The 24,168-nt window shown below is 64.3% G+C and carries 26 protein-coding genes; 6 read left to right on the top strand and 20 right to left on the bottom strand.

Annotated features, from left to right (window positions below):
- The coding region (locus tag SAS01S_RS05465; RefSeq protein WP_174544939.1) for a fatty acid desaturase at positions 1–687 on the bottom strand (687 nt) is incomplete at its 3' end.
- 171 nt (positions 688–858) lie between these two features.
- Between SAS01S_RS05465 and SAS01S_RS05460 the strand changes: the two genes are divergently transcribed.
- Positions 859–2,013: a hypothetical protein gene (locus tag SAS01S_RS05460; protein WP_066805978.1), complete on the top strand. Its 1,155-nt coding sequence runs from the start codon at positions 859–861 to the stop codon at positions 2,011–2,013.
- 89 nt (positions 2,014–2,102) lie between these two features.
- On the opposite strand, the gene SAS01S_RS05455 is transcribed toward SAS01S_RS05460, so the two are convergent.
- From SAS01S_RS05455 to SAS01S_RS05415, 9 genes are all read right to left on the bottom strand, one after another.
- On the bottom strand, positions 2,103–2,360 hold the full coding sequence (locus SAS01S_RS05455) for a hypothetical protein (RefSeq protein WP_066805976.1): 258 nt from the start codon (positions 2,358–2,360) through the stop codon (positions 2,103–2,105).
- Positions 2,361–2,408: 48 nt separating this feature from the next.
- Positions 2,409–2,657: a hypothetical protein gene (locus SAS01S_RS05450; protein WP_066805974.1), complete on the bottom strand. Its 249-nt coding sequence runs from the start codon at positions 2,655–2,657 to the stop codon at positions 2,409–2,411.
- A gap of 189 nt (positions 2,658–2,846) precedes the next feature.
- On the bottom strand, positions 2,847–3,665 hold the full coding sequence (locus tag SAS01S_RS05445) for a transporter (protein WP_245656756.1): 819 nt from the start codon (positions 3,663–3,665) through the stop codon (positions 2,847–2,849).
- A 4-nt stretch (positions 3,666–3,669) separates the two neighbouring features.
- On the bottom strand, positions 3,670–4,440 hold the full coding sequence (gene xth / locus SAS01S_RS05440; RefSeq protein WP_066805972.1) for an exodeoxyribonuclease III: 771 nt from the start codon (positions 4,438–4,440) through the stop codon (positions 3,670–3,672).
- Between the two features lie 42 nt (positions 4,441–4,482).
- On the bottom strand, positions 4,483–4,821 hold the full coding sequence (gene erpA / locus SAS01S_RS05435) for an iron-sulfur cluster insertion protein ErpA (protein ID WP_066806002.1): 339 nt from the start codon (positions 4,819–4,821) through the stop codon (positions 4,483–4,485).
- 110 nt (positions 4,822–4,931) lie between these two features.
- A complete protein-coding gene (locus SAS01S_RS05430; protein ID WP_066805970.1) occupies positions 4,932–6,116 on the bottom strand; it encodes a M23 family metallopeptidase in 1,185 nt (394 codons plus the stop codon).
- Positions 6,117–6,234: 118 nt separating this feature from the next.
- On the bottom strand, positions 6,235–7,041 hold the full coding sequence (locus SAS01S_RS05425) for a ferritin-like domain-containing protein (protein WP_066805968.1): 807 nt from the start codon (positions 7,039–7,041) through the stop codon (positions 6,235–6,237).
- A 26-nt stretch (positions 7,042–7,067) separates the two neighbouring features.
- Complete coding sequence (locus SAS01S_RS05420) at positions 7,068–7,535, bottom strand: peroxiredoxin (RefSeq protein ID WP_066805966.1); 468 nt, start codon at positions 7,533–7,535, stop codon at positions 7,068–7,070.
- On the bottom strand, positions 7,522–10,203 hold the full coding sequence (locus SAS01S_RS05415) for a bifunctional [glutamine synthetase] adenylyltransferase/[glutamine synthetase]-adenylyl-L-tyrosine phosphorylase (protein ID WP_066805964.1): 2,682 nt from the start codon (positions 10,201–10,203) through the stop codon (positions 7,522–7,524). The genes SAS01S_RS05420 and SAS01S_RS05415 overlap by 14 nt, the downstream gene beginning before the upstream one ends.
- A 161-nt stretch (positions 10,204–10,364) precedes the next feature.
- Between SAS01S_RS05415 and SAS01S_RS22410 the strand changes: the two genes are divergently transcribed.
- Positions 10,365–10,562, top strand: coding sequence for a hypothetical protein (locus SAS01S_RS22410; protein ID WP_157082675.1), 198 nt, complete (start codon positions 10,365–10,367; stop codon positions 10,560–10,562).
- Between the two features lie 128 nt (positions 10,563–10,690).
- On the opposite strand, the gene SAS01S_RS05410 is transcribed toward SAS01S_RS22410, so the two are convergent.
- Together SAS01S_RS05410 and SAS01S_RS05405 are read right to left on the bottom strand one after the other, a co-directional pair.
- Positions 10,691–11,377, bottom strand: coding sequence for a sigma-70 family RNA polymerase sigma factor (locus SAS01S_RS05410; protein WP_066805961.1), 687 nt, complete (start codon positions 11,375–11,377; stop codon positions 10,691–10,693).
- Positions 11,378–11,789: 412 nt separating this feature from the next.
- Complete coding sequence (locus tag SAS01S_RS05405; protein WP_066805959.1) at positions 11,790–12,590, bottom strand: response regulator; 801 nt, start codon at positions 12,588–12,590, stop codon at positions 11,790–11,792.
- A 199-nt stretch (positions 12,591–12,789) separates the two neighbouring features.
- Here SAS01S_RS05405 and SAS01S_RS05400 point away from each other — a divergent pair, with 199 nt between their 5' ends.
- The 3 genes from SAS01S_RS05400 (at position 12,790) to SAS01S_RS23315 (ending at position 14,979) form a co-directional block, all read left to right on the top strand.
- Entirely contained in the window at positions 12,790–12,978 is a 189-nt protein-coding gene (locus SAS01S_RS05400) for a NepR family anti-sigma factor (RefSeq protein ID WP_157082674.1), read from the top strand.
- 3 nt (positions 12,979–12,981) lie between these two features.
- Entirely contained in the window at positions 12,982–14,568 is a 1,587-nt protein-coding gene (locus tag SAS01S_RS05395) for a sensor histidine kinase (protein ID WP_066805955.1), read from the top strand.
- A 222-nt stretch (positions 14,569–14,790) separates the two neighbouring features.
- On the top strand, positions 14,791–14,979 hold the full coding sequence (locus SAS01S_RS23315; protein WP_369405712.1) for an entericidin A/B family lipoprotein: 189 nt from the start codon (positions 14,791–14,793) through the stop codon (positions 14,977–14,979).
- A gap of 6 nt (positions 14,980–14,985) precedes the next feature.
- On the opposite strand, the gene tatC is transcribed toward SAS01S_RS23315, so the two are convergent.
- From tatC to nagZ, 6 genes are all read right to left on the bottom strand, one after another.
- Entirely contained in the window at positions 14,986–15,762 is a 777-nt protein-coding gene (gene tatC / locus SAS01S_RS05385; protein WP_066805953.1) for a twin-arginine translocase subunit TatC, read from the bottom strand.
- A gap of 3 nt (positions 15,763–15,765) precedes the next feature.
- Complete coding sequence (locus tag SAS01S_RS23125) at positions 15,766–16,272, bottom strand: twin-arginine translocase TatA/TatE family subunit (protein ID WP_245656757.1); 507 nt, start codon at positions 16,270–16,272, stop codon at positions 15,766–15,768.
- Between the two features lie 27 nt (positions 16,273–16,299).
- On the bottom strand, positions 16,300–16,533 hold the full coding sequence (locus SAS01S_RS05375) for a twin-arginine translocase TatA/TatE family subunit (protein ID WP_066805951.1): 234 nt from the start codon (positions 16,531–16,533) through the stop codon (positions 16,300–16,302).
- A 30-nt stretch (positions 16,534–16,563) separates the two neighbouring features.
- Positions 16,564–17,169, bottom strand: a complete 606-nt coding sequence (gene scpB / locus SAS01S_RS05370) for an SMC-Scp complex subunit ScpB (protein WP_066805949.1) — start codon at positions 17,167–17,169, stop codon at positions 16,564–16,566.
- Positions 17,166–17,912 carry a segregation and condensation protein A gene (locus SAS01S_RS05365; protein WP_066805947.1) on the bottom strand — a complete coding sequence of 249 codons (747 nt, stop codon included), beginning with the start codon at positions 17,910–17,912 and terminating at the stop codon, positions 17,166–17,168. Before SAS01S_RS05365 ends, scpB begins: the two co-directional genes overlap by 4 nt.
- Before the next feature lie 179 nt (positions 17,913–18,091).
- Positions 18,092–19,099 carry a beta-N-acetylhexosaminidase gene (gene nagZ / locus SAS01S_RS05360; protein ID WP_066805945.1) on the bottom strand — a complete coding sequence of 336 codons (1,008 nt, stop codon included), beginning with the start codon at positions 19,097–19,099 and terminating at the stop codon, positions 18,092–18,094.
- Between the two features lie 254 nt (positions 19,100–19,353).
- Between nagZ and katG the strand changes: the two genes are divergently transcribed.
- Complete coding sequence (gene katG, locus SAS01S_RS05355; RefSeq protein ID WP_066805999.1) at positions 19,354–21,564, top strand: catalase/peroxidase HPI; 2,211 nt, start codon at positions 19,354–19,356, stop codon at positions 21,562–21,564.
- A gap of 102 nt (positions 21,565–21,666) precedes the next feature.
- Here katG and SAS01S_RS05350 read toward each other — a convergent pair whose 3' ends face one another.
- Both SAS01S_RS05350 and epsC read right to left on the bottom strand, forming a co-directional pair.
- A complete protein-coding gene (locus tag SAS01S_RS05350; RefSeq protein WP_066805943.1) occupies positions 21,667–22,968 on the bottom strand; it encodes a dicarboxylate/amino acid:cation symporter in 1,302 nt (433 codons plus the stop codon).
- Positions 22,965–23,942 carry a serine O-acetyltransferase EpsC gene (gene epsC, locus SAS01S_RS05345; protein WP_066805941.1) on the bottom strand — a complete coding sequence of 326 codons (978 nt, stop codon included), beginning with the start codon at positions 23,940–23,942 and terminating at the stop codon, positions 22,965–22,967. Before epsC ends, SAS01S_RS05350 begins: the two co-directional genes overlap by 4 nt.
- Positions 23,943–24,168 lie beyond the last annotated feature (226 nt).

Genomic DNA, 24,168 nt, shown 5'->3' with positions numbered 1-24,168 from the left:
GAGGCTGGCGGCCGCCTCAAGCCGGTGCCACAGCCGACGCGCCTCGCCCTCGGGCGGCCTGCGCTGGAATGACGGGTTGATCTGCAGACCCGAATAACGCGCGACGATGACACGGCGCAAAGCCGGCACGACCAAAGAGAGCGGCGTGAGAATAGCGTAGCGGACCAGCAAGGCGACCGGTGCGAGCGCCGACACCAACAGGAACACCGGCAGCGTCCAGGGCTTCATCAGCGCGAGCGGCAGATATTCGGGGTCTTCCACCGTTCCGTAGCGCGTCCGGGCGTGGTGCAGATTGTGCACGCCTTCGTACATGAAGCTCGGCGTCAGCAACGGAATGCCGACCAGCATATTCCAAGCCAACCGGAAACCCGGCACTGCCGAATGCTTGATATGGGTAAGTTCGTGGATGAAGCTTTCGGCGCGGTACAGCGCGAGGACCGCGACGGCGCCCGCCGCGATCGCCCAGCCGAGCGACGGCGCCAGGATCGCGCCGGCCAATGCCGCATAACCGATTGCCGCCGACAGCAGCATGTCGAGCCAGTAAATGCGCGGATTGGGCACGTTGAGGTCGCGGGTCAGATCCGCCGCCGCCTTCAGCATTGCCCTGTCGTCGTCGATCCGCGCGCGCACCGTCGCGGCGCTTGCCGCGCCGGCGGTGCGGCGGTCGAGAGTCACGATTGTATCCATGGGAAGCGCCATTGACCGAACATAGTGGCGACACGGTGGCATTCCAACGACGAAGCCGCGCCGATCAGGGTGATCGCAATTCCTCATCTTGCGTAAAACGGCGTAGCCGCGGGATTGTCGAAGCGACGGACAAAGCCTAACGCGCGGACTGTTCCAGCGCATGAGGTGCCGATGCCCGGTCAAGTGACCATCCGCCCGATCGACAGCAAGGGCGACCTGAAGAAGTTCGTCGCCCTGCCCTATCGTCTGTACAAGGACGATCCCAATTGGGTGCCGCCGCTGAAGGGCGACGCGCTGAAAAAGCTGATCCCAGGTAAGAATGGCTGGCTGAGCCACGCCAAGCAGCAATTGTTTCTGGCCGAGCGCGACGGCAAGGTCGTTGGTCGCATTTCCGCACATATCGACACGCTGGCGCTCGAAATGCCGGCCGACCAGGGATTCGGACCCGGCTGCGGCCAATTCGGCTATTTCGACGCCGAGGATGAAGCGATCGCCAAGGCGCTGATCGCCGCCGCCGAAGCGTGGCTGAAGGACCAAGGCATGGACCGCGTGCTCGGGCCGCTCAGTGCATCGATCTGGGAAGAGCCGGGCTTGCTGATCCAGGGCTTCGACCACCCGCCGACGATCATGATGGGACACAACAAACCCGAATATCAGGGCTGGATCGAGCGCGCCGGCTATCAGCCGGTGAAGCAGGTCATGACCTACGAGCTCAACATCGCCCAGGAATTCCCGCCGATCGTCCAGCGCATCGTCCAGATGGGCGAGCGCAACGAGCGCATCCGCATCCGCGAGGTCGACAAGGCGAAGTTCGACGAGGAAGCGGCGATCATCCTCTACATCCTTAACGATGCCTGGTCGGACAATTGGGGATTCGTGCCGTTCACTCCGCCAGAGATCGACGATATCGGCGTCATGCTGAAGCCGATCGTCTATAACGACCTGATCCGTATCGCCGAGCTCGACGGCAAGCCGGTGGCGTTCATGATCACGCTCCCCAACCTCAACGAGGCGATCAAGCCGTTGAATGGCAATTTGCTGCCATTGGGCTGGGCGAAGCTGCTCTTGTGGTTGCGCAAGCCGCAGGTGAGCACGATGCGCGTGCCGCTGATGGGCGTGGTCAAGGAATTGCAGGCATCGCGCATGGCGAGCCAGTTGGCCTTCATGATGATCGAATACATCCGCCGCGCCGCGATCTCGAATTACGGTGCAACGCGGGGCGAGATCGGCTGGGTGCTCGACGACAATCAGGGCATGAATGCCATCGCCGACGCGATCGATAGCAAGGTCAACAAGGTCTATCAGATCTACGAGAAACGGATTTGATGTAACTCACCGTCCATCGGGATGGATCGTGGCAATGTTCCGACCCTGGCCGGACGGGGCCATGGTGTACGGCCAGGGCCGGAACCCGCTCAACGATCGAGCGGATCGAAGCCGTCGTCACGGATCCAGGCTTCACGGGTCTTGCAGATCTTATGCGCAATCCGCGATCCGGTGATGTTGTCGACGATGCAATATTTCTTCTCTTGTTGCGCAGACTCAGCGGCCGGCGTAACGCGCGCTGCGGGGGAGGCATCGCCGGCGGGACGCGATTCAGTGGCCTGGGCGGAACCGGCGACCATCGTCAGCGCGGCAACGGCGGCGAAACCTGTCATCATGGTCTTGATCATAGCTTCATCCTTTCGAACGACGCGGCGGTCGCCGCGTCTTTGCATTGCTCAGTTGTTCTGCGGCTTGGTCGGATCGACGCCTTCGGCGCGCCATTGATCGAGTGTCTTGCACACCTTGCGATCGATGATCGTGCCGGTCGTCGCGGGGACAAGGTAGCAATAACGCGTCGACCCATTGGCGGCGGCTTGCTGCCCCTTCCCAGCCCCAGCGTCGCTCTTGACCTTGCCCGACGCGAGCGCTGGACCGCCCGCCAAGACGCCCAATATGGCCGCGGCAGCGATCGTGTATTTGACCATCTTCCTGCTCCTAACTAGCTGGCGGGGTGACCAGCACGTGTGTTAGTGCAGTAAGTGTGCCAAACACTATAATTGTTAGAAATCAAATACTTATCCAACGACTACACTTGTAGGCACTGGCGCAAGGAACCAAAGCGCGGGAATTCGCACCAAAGATCGGCGAAACCCGCGGCGCGGTTTACGCCTACGTCAAAAGCGGCGTGCGATCCCCGCATAGATTTCGACGTCGGGAGCGTTGCGATCGAGCCCGGCTACGGCGCCGACGTCGAGTTGGAGCGTCTTGCGCGGCATCCAGGCAAGCGATGCCGAGGCGAGATCCTGCGTGGTCGACCCCGACGGGTCCTGGTCGCGGACTAACTGGTCCTCCAGCGTGAAGGTCAACGCATCGTTCAGCGCGATACCGACGCCGACCACCGCGCTATAGGCGAGATGCCGGCCGCGCCCGTCCTGGTCGACCGCGGCGTCGACTTCGGGCGTGACTTCGAGGTTCACGGTCTTGGAGAGATCATAGGTAACCGGCACGACCAAGCCCGCTCCCCAATCCCCCGCCCCGATCGGCGCGCGGCCGACCGGCAACGTCACGAACGGCTGGACTGCGACCGACAATCCGCTGCCGTCGGGATTGCGGAGATTGGCCTTGATGCCGAGCGTGGCGTCGCCGGCGCGGGCCGCACGATCTACTACGCCCCCGGCCCTTTCGCGGACGATCCCCAAGGGGGTCCAGCCAACCTGCGCCTCGACCGTATCGGTCAGCCCGATCCGCACCGACGTGTCGCCGATCAGCACCGTATCGGTGCGATCGCCGCCTTGTTTGTCGAGAGTCCAGTCGCCAAGCGAGGTTTCGACCGATACCTGACCCGGCGCCATGGTGCAGGCCGGGGTGCCCAGCCCCGGCCGCGCGGGGCAATAATCGCGGTCCTTATCGTCGGCTTGCGCGACCGCCGGAACGAACAACGCCGCCGTTACCAGTGCGAGCCTAATGCCCGCATTCCGAAGGGCGAAGGTCACCGGCCTAACGCAACCGAATCCAGGTCGGGGCGTGATCGCTCGCCTTTTCACGGCCGCGATACTCCTTGTCGACACCTGCATCGGCCAGCCGGTCGGCGGCGATCGGGCTGAGCAGCAGATGGTCGATGCGAAAGCCGGCATCGCGCTGCCAAGCGCCGGCTTGATAGTCCCAGTAGGTCCACACCCCGCCCTTGGGGTGGCGCGTGCGCAGGCTGTCGGTCCAACCCTGGGCAAGTAACGTCCGATAACGTTCGCGGCTCTCCGGCTGCATCAGTGCATCGTCCGCCATCGCACGCACCGAGAAGGTGTCGTCGTTATTGGGGATGACGTTATAATCGCCCGCCAGCACCACCGGCACCTCTTCGGCGAGCAGCGCAAGGGCGCGGTCGGCCAGCCGCTCCATCCATTTGAGCTTGTAATCGAACTTGGGTCCCGGTTGCGGGTTGCCGTTGGGTAGATAGATCGAGGCGACCACGACCCCGTCGACATCGCATTCCAGATAGCGGCTGTGCGCATCCTCCGGATCTCCGGCTAGTCCCCGCTGCCGCTCGACCGGGTCATTGCCCTTGGCTAGCACCGCGACGCCGTTGAAGCCCTTTTGCCCGTGCCACACCGCGCCGTAGCCGGCGGCGCGGATGTCATCGATCGGGAAGCCGTCGTCAGCCGCTTTGAGTTCCTGCAGACAGACCACATCGGGTTGTTGCTCGGACAGATATTCGACCAGGCGCTCGAGCCGCGCCCTGATGCCGTTGACGTTGTAGCTGACGATCTTCACGCGGTGCTTTCGTTGGATTGCAGGGCAATTACCAACAGAGGCTTACACCGAGAAAGACGAACCGCAACCACAGCCCGAGGCCGCGTTGGGATTTTCCACCGTGAAATGCGCGCCGCCAAGTGTGTCGACGAAATCGACCGAACAGCCGCGCACCAGATCGAGGCTCATATCGTCGACCGCCAGCTTGACGCCATCGGTCTCGACCACGGTGTCGCCGTCCTCCAGCCCCTCGGCGAGGCCGAATTTATACTGGAAGCCCGAACAACCGCCGCCTTCGACCGAGAGGCGAAGGATAGCAGGCTTGCTTTGGCGCTCGGCGATCCACGCCACGCGCCTGGCGGCGGCGGGAGTCAGCGCAATGTCGGCAGCGAGAGTGGCCATGATGGGGAGATAGGCGCTCGCCACCCGCTCAGCAACACACCAGTCGAGAACATATGAAAAGGGCCGCCCCGGTTGCCCGGAGCGGCCCCTCCTCTCGCGTCCTTATAAAATCAGTCGGCCGAGTCCGCCGCCGGAGCGGTGCTGACCGGAACGGCGTTGAGCTGCGGGCTCTTGATCGCCTGGAGATAATCGGCGGTCTGCAGGAACGGCATCGGATTGACCGCGCGGCCGTCGATGCGGACCTCGTAATGGAGATGCGGACCGGTCGACCGGCCGGTCGAGCCCGACATTGCGATCAGCTGGCCGCGCTTCACCTTCTGCCCGGCGGTGACCAGGATCTTCGACAAGTGACCATAACGGGTCTGGATGCCGCGGCCATGGTCGAGCTCGACTAGATTGCCGTAGCCGCCCGCGCGCTCCGCACGGTCGACCGTGCCGTCGGCGGTGGCATAGACCGCGGTTCCGGTCCCGCACGGAATATCGACACCCGGGTGGAACGCCGCGGTGCCGCGGAACGGATCGCTGCGGATGCCGAAATTGCTGGTGAATTTGAGGTTGCTGACCGGCTGAACCGACGGAATCGAGATCAGGCCGTCCTCGAGCGTGTCGAGCTTCTTCCAGGTCTGGAACAGCGCGCGGAATTGAGCATCGGCAGCCATATCGGCGGCGGCTTCCGCGCTGTCAGCGGCTTCGTATGGGCCGCCCATCGCGGCGGGCTTTGTCTGGAAGCGGCTGGGGTTGATCCCCAGCGCCTTAGCCCGCTGCAGCGCGGCGATATATTTTTTCTCGGTGGTGATCCGCGCCTTGATCGCGAGCGTCACCTGATCGTGCTCGACCTGCGCCAGCGGCGCGACCACGTCGGCGGCGGCAGCAGCGGCCTTGGGATCGATCGGCTGATACGCGACGGGCCGGACCTCGCCCTGCCCGCTGATCGCGGCGGCGAGCATTGCCTGGCGTGCCTCGACGCGCTTGGCACGGGCATCGGCGACATATTTGATCTGCTGGATCTTCGCCTGCATCCCGGCGACCTGCGCCTCCATTTTGGCGACTTTCGCCTCGGAGGTGAGCGGCGTTCCGGTGAGGCCCGACAATGCCACCGCGTTCACGCCTGCCTGTGCAACACCGTACGCCGAGAAGCTCAGCGTAATGGCACCTGCGACTGCAACCGCGGCCTGCGTGCGTCCCGCGATCGAGAAACGACGAAGATCGCGGCCATCATGAAAAATGAAATCGCGTGTTTTGAAGAATTGGCGGCAGCGAGCGAACGCCTCCTGCAAATTCGTAAGTTTGATCATGCGTCCCCGGCGACCCTGGCGACGATCCCCGCATTAACGGCGATCATGAAGATGGTTGATCCGGACCCAGCCCCTCCGCGCCCGGTTGTTACCAGGGACAAGTGCCAGCATGTCGTTTTCATGCAAGAGGCGCGTAATATTCGCGGGGCAGACCGGCAGCTTCGCGGGCTGAGTCGTTAAATGGCGGCTTAATCATGCCGCGAAAATGGCGCCGCACCAGGTCGCGCCAATGCGATTCAGGCGCGATTCCAGTTGATTCGCACGCTACGCGAAACCACGTCGCGCCGTACGCCACATGGCGTATCTCGTCGGCGAGAATACGCTTGAGGACACGAGCGGTTCCCTCGTCGCCCGCGGCAAGGAAGCGATCGATCGTCGCCGGCGTGACGTCGAGCCCTCGCGCTTCGAGCACCATTGGCACCACCGCCAACCGTGCGAGCGGGTCGTGCGCGGTCGCTTCGGCCGCTTCCCACAAGCCGTCATGCGCCGCGAGCGCGCCGTAATGGCTGCCAAGCGTCCGCAGCCTGCGATCGAGCAGCGCGAAGTGCATCGCCTCATCGGCGCCGACCGACAGCCAGTCGTCGATGAAATTGCGCGGAAAATGACCGCCGAATCGTCCGGCGAGATCGAACGCAAGATCAATCGCGACGAACTCGATATGTGCGAGCGCATGGATCAGCGTGATCCGGCCGCGTTCAGATCCTCCCTTGCCACGCCTCGGCATGCGGTTGGGCGGGAGCAGTTCGGGCTCGGCAGGCCGCGCCGGCCGATCGGCCATCGCGACATCGAATTGGTGCGCCAGATCGCCCCGGCGCCAGGCCCGCACGACCGCGCGGGCACGCTTGACCTTGGCCAATGGGTCGCCGGTTTCGAGCACCGAGCGGCAGGCGGCGGCGATGGTAATGCTGGTTTCGACCGAAGTCATGCGGGCGGCCTACCCCGTTGGTGAACTCACGCCAACTCCCGCACCGCGGCCAACACCTGTTCGGCATGCCCTGGCACCTTCACCTTACGCCATACCTTGGCCAGTTTGCCCGAGGCGTCGAACAGCCAGGTCGAGCGGTCGATCCCCATATACTCTCGCCCGTAGAGCTTCTTCGCCACCCAGGCGCCGAACGTTTCGATCACGCCGGTCTCGTCGCTCGCGAGCGGTACCGTCAGCGCATATTTTTCGGCGAACTTGCGGTGCTTTGCCGGCGTATCCTTCGACACCGCCAGCACGGTCGCGCCGGCCTTGTGGAAATCGGCCAACAGCGCGGTGAAATCCTGCGCTTCGCGCGTGCAACCGGCAGTATCGTCCTTGGGATAGAAATAGAGCACCAGCGGCTTGCCGGCGTAATCGCGCAAATTGATCGTCGCACCGTCGGGCGCTGTCAGCACCGCGTTGGGCAGCGTATCGCCGACCTCAAGTCCCGCCATTCTTCTCTCCGCTTACCGATTGCCAGATCCGCGCGACTTCCTGCCGGGTCGCGTCGAACCGCGCAACCAGTGCATCCCAGCTATCGGCACCGAGCGCGCGCAGGATCAACTCGCGGGTCGGCGGCGATGGCGGCTCATTGTCCGGCGCGACCAACCGCAGCAACACCAGCATTCGCGTCAGGAACCGATAATCCTCACCAAGCGCTGCGGGAACGATCCCTTGCCGCGCGAGCATGGCGATCGCCGGGTCGAGATCGGGGTCGATCGCGACTCCCGGATGCGAGAGCTGCGCGACATGGACAGCGAATTCGAGGTCGACCAACCCGCCCGGCAACAGCTTGGCGTCGAGCGATCCCTGCGGCGGCTTGTGCCGCGCCATTTCCGCGCGCATGTCGACTGCGTCGGCGATGAGTTTGGCCCTATCACGTGGCGCCTTCAGTACCGCATCGATCACTGCCGCCACGTCCTGGCGGGCTCGCTGCGAGCCGAACACGGCACGCGCACGAGTCAGTGCCATATGCTCCCAGGTCCAGGCATCCTCCTGCTGGTATTTGGCGAAGCCGGCGAGCGAGACGACCAGCGGGCCTTGTGCCCCCGACGGCCGCAACCGCGTATCGATCTCGTACAGCGCGCCGGCCGCGGTCGGTACCGATAGAGCGGCGCTCAGGCGCTGCGCGAGGCGGTTGTAATAATGGACCGCGCCCAGCGGCTTCGGGCCATCGGATTCGGCAGAGAAGTCACCGGTGAAGAGATAGATCAGGTCGAGATCGGAGGCATGGGTCAGCGCGCCGCCGCCGAGCCGCCCGAGCGCCAGGATGAGCAATTCGCTGTCGGGTACATGGCCGTGCGCGCGCGAGAATTCGGCGACCGTGGCCGCGCCGAGCACCTCGATTGCGGCTTCGGCGACGCGGGCATAACCATGCGCGACCTCCATCGGGTCGCTCGTCCCGGCAACCAATTGCGCGCCGAGCGCGAAGCGCTTTTCGCCGACGACGAGGCGAACCCGCTGCAACGCGGCCTCATAATCGTCCCCCGCCTCGGCGGAGCGCATCTCCTCGGCGAGCGCCGCGACGTCGCCGACCGGCTCCAGCGCGGTCGCGTCGATCAACCCGTCGAGCAACGCCGGCCGACGGCTCAGCGCGCCCGCAAGCGGCGGCGCATGGCTGAGGATCGTCGCCATCAATTGCCCCAATTGCGGCCGCGCCTCGATCAGGCGAAAAAAATTGATCGCGCTCGGCAGCCGCGACAACATCGTGTCGAGTTGGACCAAAGCGGCTCGCGGATCGGGCGCCTGGCCGAGCGCCGTCATCAGCCCCGGCAGCACCGCCTCGAGCGCCTGGCGCGCGGCTGGGCTGCGCAACGCGGGATACGATCCGCCACGCCACCGCTCGATCATCTGGACTGCACTCGCGCCATCGTCGAACCCCATCGCGCCCAGTTGCGCCGACAGGCTGTCGGCGTCGCTCGCCAGCGCCGCCTCGTCGCGCGCATCGAGCGAATCGTAGATTTGCCCGACCCGTTCGACATGCGGCCGCAGCATCGCGATCAGACCCGCGCTGTCCTCGAACCCCGCCAACCGGCTTACGCCCTCAAGCGCTTCTCCCGCGCGCGGCAGCGCATGCGTCTGCCGATCGTCGACCATCTGCAGGCGATGTTCGACGGTGCGCAGCGCGACATAAGCGGACTTCAGTGCGTCTGCCTCTGCGATGGTGATGCGGCCACTGGTGCACAGCCGGTCGAGCGCGTCCATCGTCGCCGGAGAGCGGAGCGACGGATCGCGGCCGCCATGGATCAACTGATGAATCTGGGTGAAGAACTCGACCTCGCGGATGCCGCCGCGCCCGCGCTTGAGGTCATAACCCGGCCCGAAGGCCTGGCCTTGTGCGTGGTGGTCGCGAATCCGCCGGGTGATCTCGCGAATCTCCCCGACCGCGCCGAAATCGATCGCGCGGCGCCAGACGAACGGGCGGATCGCGTCGAGAAAGCGTTGGCCCAGCGCCACATCGCCGGCGCACGCGCGCGCGCGAATGAAGGCAGCACGCTCCCAAGGCAGCGCCTGACTCTCATAATAGGAAATCGCCGCGTCCACCGGCAGCGCGATCGGCGTCACCTCGGGCGACGGGCGCAGGCGAAGGTCGACGCGGAGCACATAGCCCTCGCCATCGCGTGCCTGTAGCAGTTCGACCACGCGGCGTGCGATCCGCACCGCGGCCTCCACCGGCTCCTCGCGCGCGCGATGCGGCAAGGCCGTCGGGTCGAACAACAGGATCGGATCGATATCCGACGAATAATTGAGTTCGTGGCTGCCCTGTTTGCCAAGCGCGATCCCGGCGAAACCGCTGGCGTCGGCGTCGGGCGCCCGCTCTTGGATAGCGGTACGGATCGCGAGGTCGAGCGCGCGGTCGGCGAAGTCGGTCAGCCGCCGCGTCACGCCGACCAGGTCGAGCGCTCCGGCCAGATCGGCGATCGCGACGATCAACGCTTCGCGCCGACGCGCCCGACGCAGTGCCACACTCACAGGCAAATCGGGATCGAACGGCGCCGGGTCGGGCACCAGGCCTTGCGCCAATTGACCAGCAAGGTCGGGCTGCTGCTCGAGCGCGAGGCGCAGGAAGGGCGCGTGCGCTTCGGCCCTGGCGATGGCATCGACGAAATTCTGCGCGGTCACCGGTTCTGCCTGGAGGTTTCAGCAAAGGCTGAAACGGTTGCGGGATGGGTCCTGGAAGCTGAAACGCACTCTAGAACACTCGCTTGCACGCGCCAATCGTGTCGCGAAAAGCACAATTTGATCCAGATCAATCGAATCTGACAGCAAAGTGGCAACAAATCGTGGCAAACGACGTTCTACGTCGCATGAGCCCGCCCGATCCGCATAGCCACGCGACACAGTCGGACAATCAGCATGTCGTTCATCGCCCGCGCGAGAGCGATGGTGTGGGCAATGCCTTGCGCCAGATCTTCACCGGCGCGCCGAGCCTCCCGAGCGACCTGACGTCGTTGCTGAGGCGATTGTCGAAAGACAATTAGGGCCCGCGATCGCGCGCCAATCGGCGTCGTTCGACCTGCTTAAGCTGCCAGCGTCTTCGAGAGGCGATAAGCCATGATTCGAAATAGCGCGACAGAGTTGGCACAGCTCGACTTAGGTCAGAGCAGTTCTATTCCTCATCCTCGTCGATGTCGTCGTCGCCCTGATCGGGGGCCGGGCTATGGTCACCGCTCAGGTCGTCGACCTCATCCATGATCGTATCGAGCGCGGTGCGACCGGGATGATCGGGCGCATTGCGGCGCGAGGTAAGTTGACCGCCGCTCAGAATCGCCTCGAGCGCGACGCGCCCGCGCGCAACGCGGCTCTTGATCGTGCCCACTGCGACCTGACAGATTTCAGCGGCCTCTTCATAGGCAAATCCGCCCGCACCGACCAGAATGAGCGCCTCGCGCTGCGGCTGCGGCAAGTGCAGCAGCGCACGCTGCATGTCGCCCAGCTCGACATGCTTGTCCTGACTGGCGGGCGCGGCAAGGATACGGTCGGCGACCAGATCGTCCCACTCGCCTTTGAACCGCGCGCGGCGCATCTGGCTCAGATATAGATTACGCAGGATGATGAAAGTCCAGGCGCGCATGTTGGTGCCGGCCTGAAAGCGTTGCCGCGCAGCCCAAGCCTTGAGCAAGGTTTCCTGCACCAGATCGTCAGCGAGGTCACGGCTCCCCGAAAGGGATCGGCCGAACGCGCGGAGATGCGGAATCACTTGCCCCAGTTGCTCCTTGAACTCCGGATCCGACAGGGCGACGTGCTCGATCACTTCCCCATTGTCGTCCACGTTGCCGGTTTCTGTGCTGCTCATGGAACTCCGTCGAACGTGGGGGCCGCCAATGCGCGACCGGGAGGATATATAGGGTGACATGGGCGCCAGGGCTAATCCAGACCGCTCCATTACTGGTGGAACAACACCGGGCCCCAAACGATCGCCGACAGGATTACTACTGCCAGCACCAATGAAATGCCCAGGACGTAGCGCATGACGCCTGTCGTCTCTCCGGCTCGCGCATGCTCGGCGTCGGTGTGTACCGAAGTCTCTCGGGGAGTTGGTTCAGCCATAGTGGCAAAACGCACCGATCCCGTTTTGGCTCCGTAACTGATGGAACTTTAAGAATTTTGCCCAAATTCCAAAGGCTTGACTCGATAAAACACGTCCGCCGGCGGCATCCTGTCGGATATCGCCGGCGGCTGAGCGCACCTTAAGCGAGACCCATGCTTTATGCGGGCACGGTCGACTCGTCGAAAAACAGCGCTTGGCTGATCGCCGCCTTCACGGTCGACCGCTGGAACGGCTTGGTGATCAGGAAAGTCGGTTCAGGCCGCTCGCCAGTCAGCAGGCGTTCGGGGAAAGCGGTGATGAAGATGACGGGCACCTGGAATTCGGCAAGGATATCCTTCACCGCGTCGATCCCCGAACTGTCGTCGGCCAGCTGGATATCGGCGAGCACCAGACCGGGGCGATCGGCCATGGCCGCAGCGACTGCCTCGTCGCGCGTGACTGCTACGCCGGTGACGTCATGGCCCAAATCGCGGACAATCGTCTCGATATCCATCGCGATGATCGGTTCGTCCTCGATGATCAGCACCCGCGCGCGCGTTTGCTGCTCGATCTCTGCAAGCGCCTCGGTGACGAGCTTTTCGACCTCGTCATTCTCGACATCGATCAGGTAGGCCGCATCCTCGGTGGTGAAGCCTTCCATCGCCGTCAACAGTAGCGCCTGGCGCGACAACGGCGTCATCCGCGCCAGTCGAGCCCGCGCAATCGCTTCCTGACCGCTGACGGTGTCGCCGCTCAGCGATTCGCTTTCGTCGGCATTAGCGCTCTGCCAGATCGCCTGGAAGGTGCGGTACAGGCCGAGCCGCGGATCGACGTCGCGCGGAAACTCCTCCGGTGCGGCGACGATCGCCTCGAGCGTGGCCCGGACATAGCGGTCGCCATGTTCCTGGCTTCCCGTCAACGCCCGCCCATAACGACGCAGGAACGGTAGATGAGGGGCTAGCTGCTGACCGAGCGACATGACGATTTAAATCTCCCCGATAGGATGCCGGCCCTTTAGTGGGGGCCCGGCCTGGTGAATGCAACGCGACAAATTTTCTGTTCGCTAGTGGAACAATCGAGATCGTTTTTGGTTTCACAGACATGATGGCGCATTTTAAGCGTCGTGTCGGGACCCCCTCTTGCGGGTCGTTTTCTGTTCCGGCATGGCCGGCATGTATATGAGGGGGATTGCGTTGCAGCCTGGCCGGCCGTCGTCGAAGCGGGACAAGAAGTCCGACGACAAGGATGACAAGGGCAAAAAGGGTAAGGACGAAGCGATGGGTGCCGCCCTTCGCTCGGTCTATCATGCTGCTGCCAGCGAACCCGTCCCCGATCAGATGCTCGATCTGCTGAACAAGCTGGGATAGCCAATGGGCGGCCTTACGGCTGGTGAGCGGGCGGCGGGTACGCTGGGCGCACGCGTCGCGCGCATGCCGACCGGCGCAAAGATTTTCCTGATCCTAGGCGTGGCGCTGTTGCCGTTCGCCGTCATCGCTTTCTTCGCGACCTTGTCGACCACGCGCCAGGCGGGGCAGGAAGCCGCCTCGCAATTGCGCGTCGCCGCGCAGGAAAGCTCACGCAACCTCTCGATCGAGCTGGTCGGCGACATGACCGCACTGACCTCCGCGATGAAGGCCCTCGCGATCGATCATGGCGACACCCCGAGCTGCGCCCGCGCGCAGGGCGTGTTCGCGCAGTCATCGACCACCGGCGCCGGGTTCATGATCGTCGATGGTCAAAACCGCCTGCTCTGCGGTTCGCGTCTACCGGTGGCGATGCCCGAGCAGATGCGCGCCAGTGGATCGACCTCGCGGATCGTCCCCGACAAGGGGATCGTGCTGGCGATCGCCGCTCCGGGTGGCGAAGTGCGCGGTGCCGCTTTCTTCCCCGCGGCGTTTCTTTCGGGGGTCGCCAAACCGTCCGGCTTCGCGTCCGATTACGAGGAATCGCTGAGCAGCCCCGGCAACGCCGACCGGCTGGTGTTGCGGTCGTTGGCCAGCGAAAACCCGCTCGATCTGTACGTACCGGTTCGCGCGGCGCTGGGAATCGGCGACCTGTCGGTCGAAATGCGGATGCGGACCAAGGTACTGACCTCTCCTATCCTGATCGCGCTGATCTTTCCGATCCTGATGTGGATCGCGGCCGCGGGCTTCGCCTGGTTCGTCGTCGACCGGCTGTTGATCAAGCCATTGCGGACGTTGCGCGCCAGCGTCGCTGCCTATCGGCCGGGCGAAGTGATCGACCCGGCGGTCGTACGGTCGCTGCCGGCGCAGGAAATCCGCGAGCTTGGCGAAACGTTCCGCTCGCTGAGCCGGACACTGATCCTACACGAGGCCGGGCTGGCCGAAGGGCTGGTGCGCCAGACGCGGCTGACGCGAGAGGTCCATCATCGCGTGAAGAACAATCTGCAGGTCATCTCCAGCCTGATCAATCTTCACGCGCGCGGCGCCCAGGCCGCCGAGGCGGCGCGCGCTTATGCCTCGATCCAGCGCCGCGTCGACGCGCTGGCGGTGGTCCATCGTCACCATTTCGCCGAGATGGAGGATAATCGCGGGCTAAGCCTGCGTTCGGTGATCGGCGAGCTCGCGTCCAATATCCGCGCGACCAGTCCGGAACATTCGGGGCTGTCGATCCTGCTCGACGTAGAACCCTGGCTGGTCACCCAGGACATCGCGATCGCGATCGCGTTCCTGCTCACCGAGATCATCGAACTCGCGATCAATGTCATTCCCAATGCCCAGATCCACATCTCGGTGCGCGAGGGTCAAACGCCCGGCACCGCGATCCTGCGTGTCACATCCCCCTCGCTGGTTGACGGCGATGCGCTGGTCGGCGCGTTGGGTCAGCGTTACGCCAGGGTGATCGAGGGCCTGTCGCGCCAGCTTCGCGCCCCGCTCCACCATGACCCATTGACCGGATCCTATGAGATCGCGGTTGCCGTGACGGGGCGCGACTAAAATAATTTTTCGGTCGACGTTTTTTTTGGGAACAACCTCGAAAAAGGTGCGTTTGGTTTTTCGGATAGCGACCTTATGCCCCCCCGCTCTCGCTATCCACGACATAGGCCCGGAAGCGTCAACCCCTCCCCCCCCGGTGGCGCTTCCGGGCCTAAATTCGTCTAATCCCAGCAAAAAATCGTAAATCCAACATGCCGCCGACGCTACGCGACGGCTCGACGATTGGCGCGTCGCGCGTTACCGCGAGTCCAATTCTGTAATTCGGGAGATATCTTCGAGAACAAGTTTATCGGTCTGACGATCGCCGCCGCCGCGCTTCTGCTTGCCGGCTGCAACACGATTTCAGGCGTGGGCAAGGATGTCAGCTCGGTCGGACACACGGTCTCCAAGACCGCCGACAAGCACAAATAATCCGGTTCAGGCCGTTTCGGCGTCGGGGACTGGTTGGCGGTCGCGACGGCGATGGGTCAGCCAAATTGCGCCGAGCGTGAGCACGTAGAGGCCGACCAACGGCAACGCGAGCATGATCATCGATCCGGCGTCCGGCGGTGCCAGGAACAAAGCGACCGCAAAGCAACCCAGGATGGCGTAACGCCACGCCCGGACGAGTTGTCCCAACGTCACGATCCCCGCGCGCTCGACCAGCATCAGCAGCACCGGCATCAGGAACGAGACGCCGAACCCGAACAGAAACTGCATGATGAACTTCAGGTAATTGTCCGCGGCCGGCAACGCTTCCTGCTGCACCCCGCCGATATTGCCCTGATAGCCGAGCAGGAAATGGAGCGCGCCAGGGACCGCGAAGAAATAGGCGAAGCTCGCCCCCAGTCCGAACAGCACCGGCGTCGCCAGCAGGAACGGCAGGAGTGCGCGCTTCTCCTTGCGGTAAAGCCCAGGCGCAACGAACTGCCAGAGTTGGTTGGCGATGACCGGAAAGGCCAGCATGATCGCCGCGAAGAACGCGACCTTCAACTGCACGAAGAACATCTCATAGGGAGAGGTGTAGATGAGCTTCGGAAACCCGGCCTTGACCAGCGGATGCACCAGCACCGCGAAGATCGGTTCGAAAAAATAGAGGCAGGCGCCAAACAATAGCGCCAACGTGCCGATACTGATGAGCAGGCGTTTGCGTAGCTCGATCAGGTGATCCATCAACGGCGCGCGGCTGGCGTCGATATCGTCCTCGTCGCTCATCGCCTAATCGCCCGGCGTTTCGACAGGGGCAGCCGTCTTGGGCTTGCGCGCGCGCGGCTTCGGCGCAGCCGGTTCGAACGTATCCAGCGACATCGCCTTCTTGGCCGTCTTAACGCGGGGTTTGCGCGCTGCCGGGGCCGGATCGGTTTCCGGCGCGGCATGGATCGGCTCAGGCTCCGGGGCGATTGTCGGCTGCTCGACCATCATCGGGGTCGGGTCGGCATCAGCCACGTCCTGTGATTTGGGCGCCATCAGTGCCGCCATGTCTACGGTCTGCGGGAACTCGCGCATGATGCGCTCATTCTCCGCCTTCCACTTTTTTTCCATCTCCGCGAATTCGGCCTCGCGGATCATGTCGTCAAAGCCCGAGCGGAACTGGCGCGCCAGCCCACGGGCCTTGCCGACCCATTGTCCGGCGAAGCGCATCGCGCGCGGCAAGTCCTTGGGCGGAATGACGAGCAACGCCACCGCCCCCAATACCAATAATTCGGTTGGGGCTATATCCAGGATCACGGCCGGATGCCTCTCCGGCGGCGCTTAGCGTTCTGCGTCGCGGACGCGTTCGGCGGTAGCCTCGACCGTTGGATCGGTCTGCCGCTTGGCCTCGATCCGGCTGGTCGGGGCGGCATCGTCATCCTCCGCCATACCCTTCTTGAACTGCTTGATGCCCTTGGCCACGTCGCCCATCATATTCGAGAACCGGCCGCCACCGAGAACCAGAATCGCGATAACACCAAAGATCAGCCAATGAACCAGGCTGAAGCTACCCATCACAAAATCTCCCAAAGGCGTGACATCTATCTAGTCTGCATCGCCATCATTTTCTACTTCTTCCTCGCTATCGCCGGCAATGGACAGCTCGGCCATGGCAAGGTCGATCGGATCGAGCAGCCCGGCAGCCCGCAAATCGTCGATCCCAGGGAGGTCGCGGCGGCTGGCGAGCCCGAAATGGGTGAGGAATTCCGCGGTCGTCGCAAACATTAACGGCCGCCCGGGCGTCTCACGCCGGCCCGCCGGTCGCACCCATCCCGCCTCCATCAACACGTCGAGCGTTCCCTTGCTGATCTGCACTCCGCGAATCGCCTCGATCTCGGCGCGGGTCACCGGCTCGTGATAGGCGGTGATCGCCAAGGTCTCGATCGCCGCGCGCGACAGCTTGCGCGGCTCCTCGCGGTCGCGGCGCAACAAATGCGCCAGATCGCCCGCGGTTTGGAAATGCCAGCGATCGCCGCGGCGGACCAGTTCGATCCCGCGACCGGCATAATCTTCGCTGATCCGTTCCAGCGCGCCGCGAACGTCGATATCCTCGCCGACATGCGCGCGGATCGAGTCGATGGTTAGCGGCTCCTCGGCGGCGAACAATACCGCTTCGACTGCGCGCACGGGATCGTCGGGATCGATCGTCATGCCTCCGCTCTTTCGCCGGTCGCCTTGAGATAGAGCGGCGCGAACGCCGATTTCTGGCGCAATTCGGCCTTGCCCATCCGCGCCAATTCGAGCGCCGCGACGAAACTGGAGGCCAGCGCCGACTTGCGGAACGCGCCGTCCAGGCTGTCGGGCAGGAAGCTTTCGATCGTCGCCCAGTCGATATGCTCGCCGAGCAGCCGCGATACGCGTTCGAGCGCGGCGTCCAGCGTCATCACCAGGCGATCATGGACGACGTGGAAGACCGGGCGATTGCGTGCGTTTATCTGGCCGTAAGCGGCGATCAGGTCATAGATCTCGGCCTGCCATTGTGCCTTGCGCACCGTGCGCAGTCCTTCGGGCGCGGCGCGGCGGAAGACATCGCGGCCGATCCGGTCGCGTGCGAGCAGCCGCGCACCGGCATCGCGCATCGCGTTGAGCCGCTCGAGCCGCATCTGCAGCCGCAACGCCAGTTCCTCGGGACTCGGTTCGATCTCCGGATCGCGCGGCAACAGTAGCGCCGATTTGAGATAGGCCAGCCACGCCGCCATCACGAGATAATCGGCTGCGACTTCGAGCTTCAACGTGCGGGCATGCTCGATATAGGAGAGATATTGTTCGACCAGTTGCAGGATCGAAATCTGCTTGAGGTCGACCTTTTGCGACCGGGCGAGCGCAAGCAGGAGGTCGAGCGGACCTTCCCATCCCTCGATATCGAGCGTCAGCGTGTCGTCGGCGGCGTCCATTGGGACGCTTTTAGACAGGTTCGTTGCGAGGGGAAAAGGCGAACACGCGTAGTGTTGTGGATAACAACCGCCCGGCAAACCCGGCCGTCACCCTGGCCTTGTGCCGGGTCTACCGCGCAACAAGCCGAAGGGCCCGCGGCTCTGTGGATGCCGGCACAGGGCCGGCATGACGAATGGAATTAGGCGAGCGCGAGCAACTCATCCCGTTTGGCGATCAGTTCCGCGAAATCCCCTTCCGGTTGAACTCCTCGCACCGTCGCCATCGCACGATCGAGCCGTTCAAGCGACTTGGCCGGCATGTCGTTGAGCAGGGACGCGATCTCGCGCATCTCCTCCATCCGTCCCCAGCAATCGAGCACGATATCGCAACCAGCGGCGATCGCCCCAGCGGCCTTCTCCCCCGCAGTCCCTGACAAGGCCTTCATGTCGATATCGTCGGTCATCAGCAGCCCATCGAAGCCGATCTTGCCGCGGATCACCTGCTCGACGATCACCGGCGACATGGTCGCAGGGCGTTCCGGGTCCCAGGTCTGGAACACGATATGGCTGGTCATCCCCATCGGCGCGTCCGCCAGGCGGCGGAACGGCTCGAGATCAATCTCCAATTCATCCTCCGATGCGGTCACCGTCGGCAGATGGAAATGCGTGTCGACCACCGCGCGGCCATGGCCCGGCATGTGCTTGACCACGCCGACCACACCGCCGGCGCGCAGCCCTTCCATGATCGCCTTGCCCATCGCCGCGACGCGCATCGGCTCGTGGCCCAGCGCGCGGATGGTGATCGCCTCGGTCGTGTCGCGCTGGCTGACGTCGAGCAAAGGCCAGCAATCGACGTTGACGCCGACTTCGGCCAGCATCAGCGCGGTCGCCTGGGCATTGACCCGAGCCGCCTCGATCGCGCTCATCGGGGCGACATCGTAGAGTCTGTCGAAATCGGGTCCGGCAGGGAATTGCGGCCATTCGGGCGGCTGCATCCGCTGGACCCTGCCCCCTTCCTGATCGATTAGGATCGGCAGCTCGTCGCGACCGGTCATCTCGCGCAGGCTGTCTGTCAATGCGCGAACCTGCTCGCGATTCTCGATGTTACGCTTGAACAATATGTACCCGGCGGCATCGGCGTCCTTGTAAAACGCGCGTTCGTCGTCGGTGAGGGCCAGGCCGGACAGGCCGAAGATCACGGGCTTCATGGCGGTGCTTCTACTCGCGCGCGTCCTGCGTTCAAGGTCGGTCGCCCAAACGACTGCCAAAGCCTGGATTCGGCGAGACCGAGGCTTACTGATCGATTTTTCCGCTCGTGGAGATCAGATTAACTCATCGCATAAATGATTGCAGCGCATCGCCTCACAAGCCACAACCGATGGGCGAGCCGAGCTCCGGCTGCGCACCCGATCCGATAGAGCCTAGCGCCGGTGGCCCCGGCGCGAACGAGAGGAACAACGAGATGGATGCTGTAACCGAAGGTAGCCCGCTGAGCGATCCGAGCAAGGAACCCGCGGCGCTGCGCAGCTTGCTCGGCCGAACCAACCGCGACTGGTGGCCCAATCATCTCTCGCTCGACATCCTTCATCAAAAGGGGATCAGCGGCAATCCGATGGGCGACGACTTCGATTATGCGAAAGAGTTCAAGTCGCTCGACCTTGCCGCGGTAAAACGGGACCTGACCGCGCTGATGACCGACAGCCAGCCCTGGTGGCCGGCCGATTACGGGCATTACGGTCCGTTCTTCATCCGCATGGCGTGGCATTCGGCCGGCACTTATCGCACCGGCGACGGCCGCGGCGGCGCCAATGCCGGGCAACAGCGTTTCGCCCCGCTCAATTCCTGGCCGGACAACGGCAATCTCGACAAGGCGCGCCGCCTGCTCTGGCCGATCAAGCAGAAATATGGCCGCAAGCTCAGCTGGGCGGACCTGATGATCCTGGCCGGCAACGTCGCGATCGAATCGATGGGCGGCCCGGTGTTCGGCTTCGGCGGCGGCCGCGCCGACGTCTGGGAGCCCGAGCGCGACATCTACTGGGGCACCGAGGAGGAATGGGTCGGTCACCCGAACAACAAGACGCGCATCCATGAGGAAGAAGGCCGCGCGCTCGAGGAACCGCTCGCCGCTATTCAAATGGGCCTTATCTACGTCAATCCCGAAGGACCGGGTGGTGTACCGGACGCGCTGCAATCGGCGCGCGACATGCGCGAGACGTTCTACCGCATGGGGATGAACGACGAAGAGACGGCGGCGCTGACCGCCGGCGGCCACACCTTCGGGAAAGCGCACGGCGCGGGCGATGCCAGCCTGGTCGGTGCCGAGCCCGAAGGCGCCGACATCGCGCAACAGGGTCTCGGCTGGCAATCGGGGCATGAAAGCGGGATCGGTGACCATACCATTACTTCGGGTATCGAGGGCGCGTGGACGCCGACGCCGATCACCTGGGACATGACCTATTTCGACATGCTGCTCGACCATGACTACGAGTTGGTGAGGAGCCCCGCCGGTGCGAAGCAGTGGCAGCCGGTCGGCAATCCCGAGGAAACGCTGGCCCCCAAGGCGCATACGCCTGGCGTCCGCGTGCCAACGATGATGACCACCGCCGACATGGCGCTCAAGATGGACCCCGCATACCGCAAGGTGATGGAAAAGTTCCGCGCCGACCCGGCCTATTTCGCGGACGCCTTCGCCCGCGCCTGGTTTAAATTGTGCCATCGCGACATGGGCCCGAAGGCGCGCTACCTCGGCCCCGACGTCCCCGCCGAGGATTTGATCTGGCAGGACCCGATTCCCGCCGGTCCGCGGCTGAGCGATGGCGACGTCGCCACGCTCAAGGGCAAGATCGCCGACTCCGGCCTCAGCGTCGCGCAGCTGGTGAAGACCGCCTGGGCGTCGGCAGCGACCTATCGCGGGTCCGACCATCGCGGCGGCGCCAACGGCGCGCGCATCCGCCTCGCGCCGCAAAAGGACTGGGACGTCAACGAACCGGCCGAACTCGCCAAGGTGCTCCAGATCTATCAGGGCATCCAGGCCGATTTCGGTGGCGCGGGCAAGGTCAGCATCGCCGACCTGATCGTGCTCGGCGGCAATGTCGGCGTCGAGCAGGCCGCAAGAGCTGCCGGCCGTAGCGTGACGGTGCCGTTCACCAGCGGCCGCGGCGACGCGACTGCCGACCAGACCGATGCGGAAGGCTTTGCGGTACTCGAACCGCGTGCGGACGGATTCCGCAATTACCTGCAGGTCAAGTTCAACGTGCCGACCGAGGAATTGCTGATCGATCGCGCCCAGCTGCTCGGTTTGAGCGCACCCGAAATGACCGTGCTGGTCGGCGGCCTGCGCGTGCTCGGCGCCAATCATGGTGGCTCGAAGCATGGCGTGTTCACCGACCGGCCGGGCCAACTGACCAACGACTTCTTCGTCAACCTGCTCGATATGGCGACCGCTTGGCGCCAGATCGACGATAGCGGCGACGAGGAATTCGAGGGCAATGACCGCCACACTGGCCAGCGCAAATGGACCGGCACGCGGACCGACCTGGTGTTCGGCTCCAACTCGGAACTGCGCGCTTTGTCCGAAGTCTATGCCTCGGCGGACGCCGGCGATCAGTTCGTCGCCGATTTCGTCAAGACCTGGGCCAAGGTGATGAACGCCGATCGTTACGACCTCGCCTGAGGTCGAACAGTCCCGCCTGGCCGGACCGGCCGGGCGAATAGAGCCGCCGGCGCCCCCTCCCCCCTTGGCGCCGGCGGCTTTTGTTTGGGCGGGTTGCTGGACCTAGGCGACGGCTTCGGCGCCGATGGCCAGGGGCGAATCCCGATAGACTGCCTCGTCCAATATTCCGGCTCGCTTCGCGACGACGGTCGGCACCAATGCCTGGCCCGCCACGTTGACCGCGGTGCGGCCCATGTCGAGGATCGGGTCGATCGCCAGCAACAGACCCGCGCCCTCGAGCGGCAGGCCTAAGGTGGAAAGCGTCAGCGTCAGCATCACCGTCGCGCCGGTAAGCCCGGCGGTCGCCGCCGATCCGATCACCGAGACAAAGGCGATCAAGCCATAATCGCCAAGGTGCAGCGGAATGCCGTAGAATTGCGCCACGAAGATCGCCGAGATTGCGGGATAGATCGCCGCGCACCCGTCCATCTTGGTAGTGGCGCCCAGCGGCACCGCGAAGGCGGCATAAGCTTGCGGTACGCCCAGCCGCCGCTCCGTCACTTCCTCGGTCACCGGCAAGGTCCCGACCGAGGAGCGCGACAGGAAACCGAGCTGGATCGCCGGCCAGGCACCTGCGAAGAAACGCAACGGATTGAGACCGTTGGCGATGAGGATCGCCGGATAGACCAGCAGCAGGACGATCGCGAGACCGGCATAGACGGCGATCGCGAATGCGCCGAGCGACGACAGCGCGTCCCAGCCATAACGGACCAGCGCGTCGGCGATCAGCGCCGCGCTGCCGATCGGCGTGAGCGCGATTACCCAGCGCAGCAACCGGCGGAAGATCGCCAGCGCCGAGGCGTTGAATGCGAGGAACGCTTCGCCCGGCTCGCCGATCCTGACCGCGGCCGCGCCGACCGCGAGCGCGGCGACGATCACTTGCAGTACGTTGAACGACACCGCGGTCGACGCGACGCCGTTCGTCACTGTCGTCGATGCACCCAGTCCCAGCGCGTTGGCGGGGACCAGTCCTTTGAGGAAATCGAGCCAGGATCCGGTCGTGCCGGGCGCCTTGGCAGCGCCAGCGGCGATCGAGGCGTGCAGTCCCGGCTGTAATGCCAGCCCGAGAAATATGCCGATCGCGACCGCGATCAGCGCGGTGATCGCAAACCACAACAAGGTCCGGGAAACCAGCGCCGCAGCGTTTTCCAGCGTGCGCAGCGCCGCGACCGAGGCGACGATCGCGGTGAACACCAATGGCGGCACCAGCGCCTTGAGCAATTGGACGAAGATCTGACCGATCGTGTGCGCGGTCTCACCGATCGCAGCGCTGCCCAGCCAGCGCGCTAGTACGCCGAGCGCCAGGCCGGCGGCCATACCGATCAGTACCTGCGCGCCGAAAGAAAGCCTGATCCGCGAGATCATAGCGCCATCCTCCGCGCCGGCGATCGGGTGCGTGCCAGCGCGTCGCCGAGCGCATCGGCCTCCGCACCGTGCAGACGGATGGCACCCGGTTGGACGATCACGCTTTCGGGCGGGACGTCATCGAGCAGCCAGACATTGCCGCCGATGGTCGAGCCGCGGCCGATCGTCACGCGGCCAAGGATGGTCGCGCCGGCATAGATCACGACATCGTCCTCGACGATCGGGTGCCGTGCATAGCGTTCGCGCGGCGCCGTGCTCGCGTCCCATAACGGGCTGCGCGCACCCAGGGTGACATGCTGATAGAGCCGGACGTTCGAACCGATGATCGACGTCTCGCCGATCACCACGCCGGTGCCATGGTCGATGAAGAAGCGCGGGCCGATCGCAGCGCCGGGATGGATGTCGATGCCGGTCCGCGCATTGGCGAGCTCCGAAATCGATCGCGCGACGATCGCCGCGCCCAATATGTGGAGCTCGTGCGCGATGCGGTGATGCAGCGTCGCGATCGCTCCCGGATAACTCACCAGGATCTCGTCCACGCTGCGCGCCGCGGGATCGCCGATAAAAGCAGCGTCGATATCGCTGTCGATCAATGCCCGGATGTCGGCCAGGGTCGCCGCGAAATGCCGGATGAGCGAGGAAGCATGATCGTCGTCGAACGGAGCAGCGCTCTCCAGTTGCCAATAAGTGATTTCGGCATCGATCTCCTGCCGTAGGACATCGAGCCCGTCCGTCAGGCGCGCCGCGACAAACGCGTCTTCCTGTTCAGGCCCGCCGCGAAACCCGCCGAGACGGCGCGGATACAAGGCCGCGGACAGCTCGCTGATCGCCTGCGCCAGCGCTTCGGGTGACGGAAATCGCACGGCTGGCGGTTGGCGGCGCGCACGGGATCTAAGTCGCGCATCCCGCAGGTCGGCAACGGCGCCCCGGATGAATTCCGCCGACGCGTCGTCGATCAAGTTTCCAGCCACCATCGCAAACGCCACCACTGTTTAACAAGGGAAGCGGCCCGGCTGCTGGGGAACGGCCGGGCCGCAGTTTGTGTCCAGGGAGCGGACCGCCTCTATCTAATTCATAGTGTTTTGATGGGAAATACAGCTCTGCTTGCCATCGCCCAAGGATCGCTTGTGCGGTGCGGGGATTCCTCCGGCCACGCGATGGGATAACATTGCCCCCGTCCCTCGCCGTCATTATCGTGCC

It is taken from the genome of Sphingomonas asaccharolytica NBRC 15499 (assembly GCF_001598355.1).
Classification (GTDB): domain Bacteria; phylum Pseudomonadota; class Alphaproteobacteria; order Sphingomonadales; family Sphingomonadaceae; genus Sphingomonas; species Sphingomonas asaccharolytica.
This window is presented reverse-complemented; position numbering and strand designations above follow the sequence as displayed.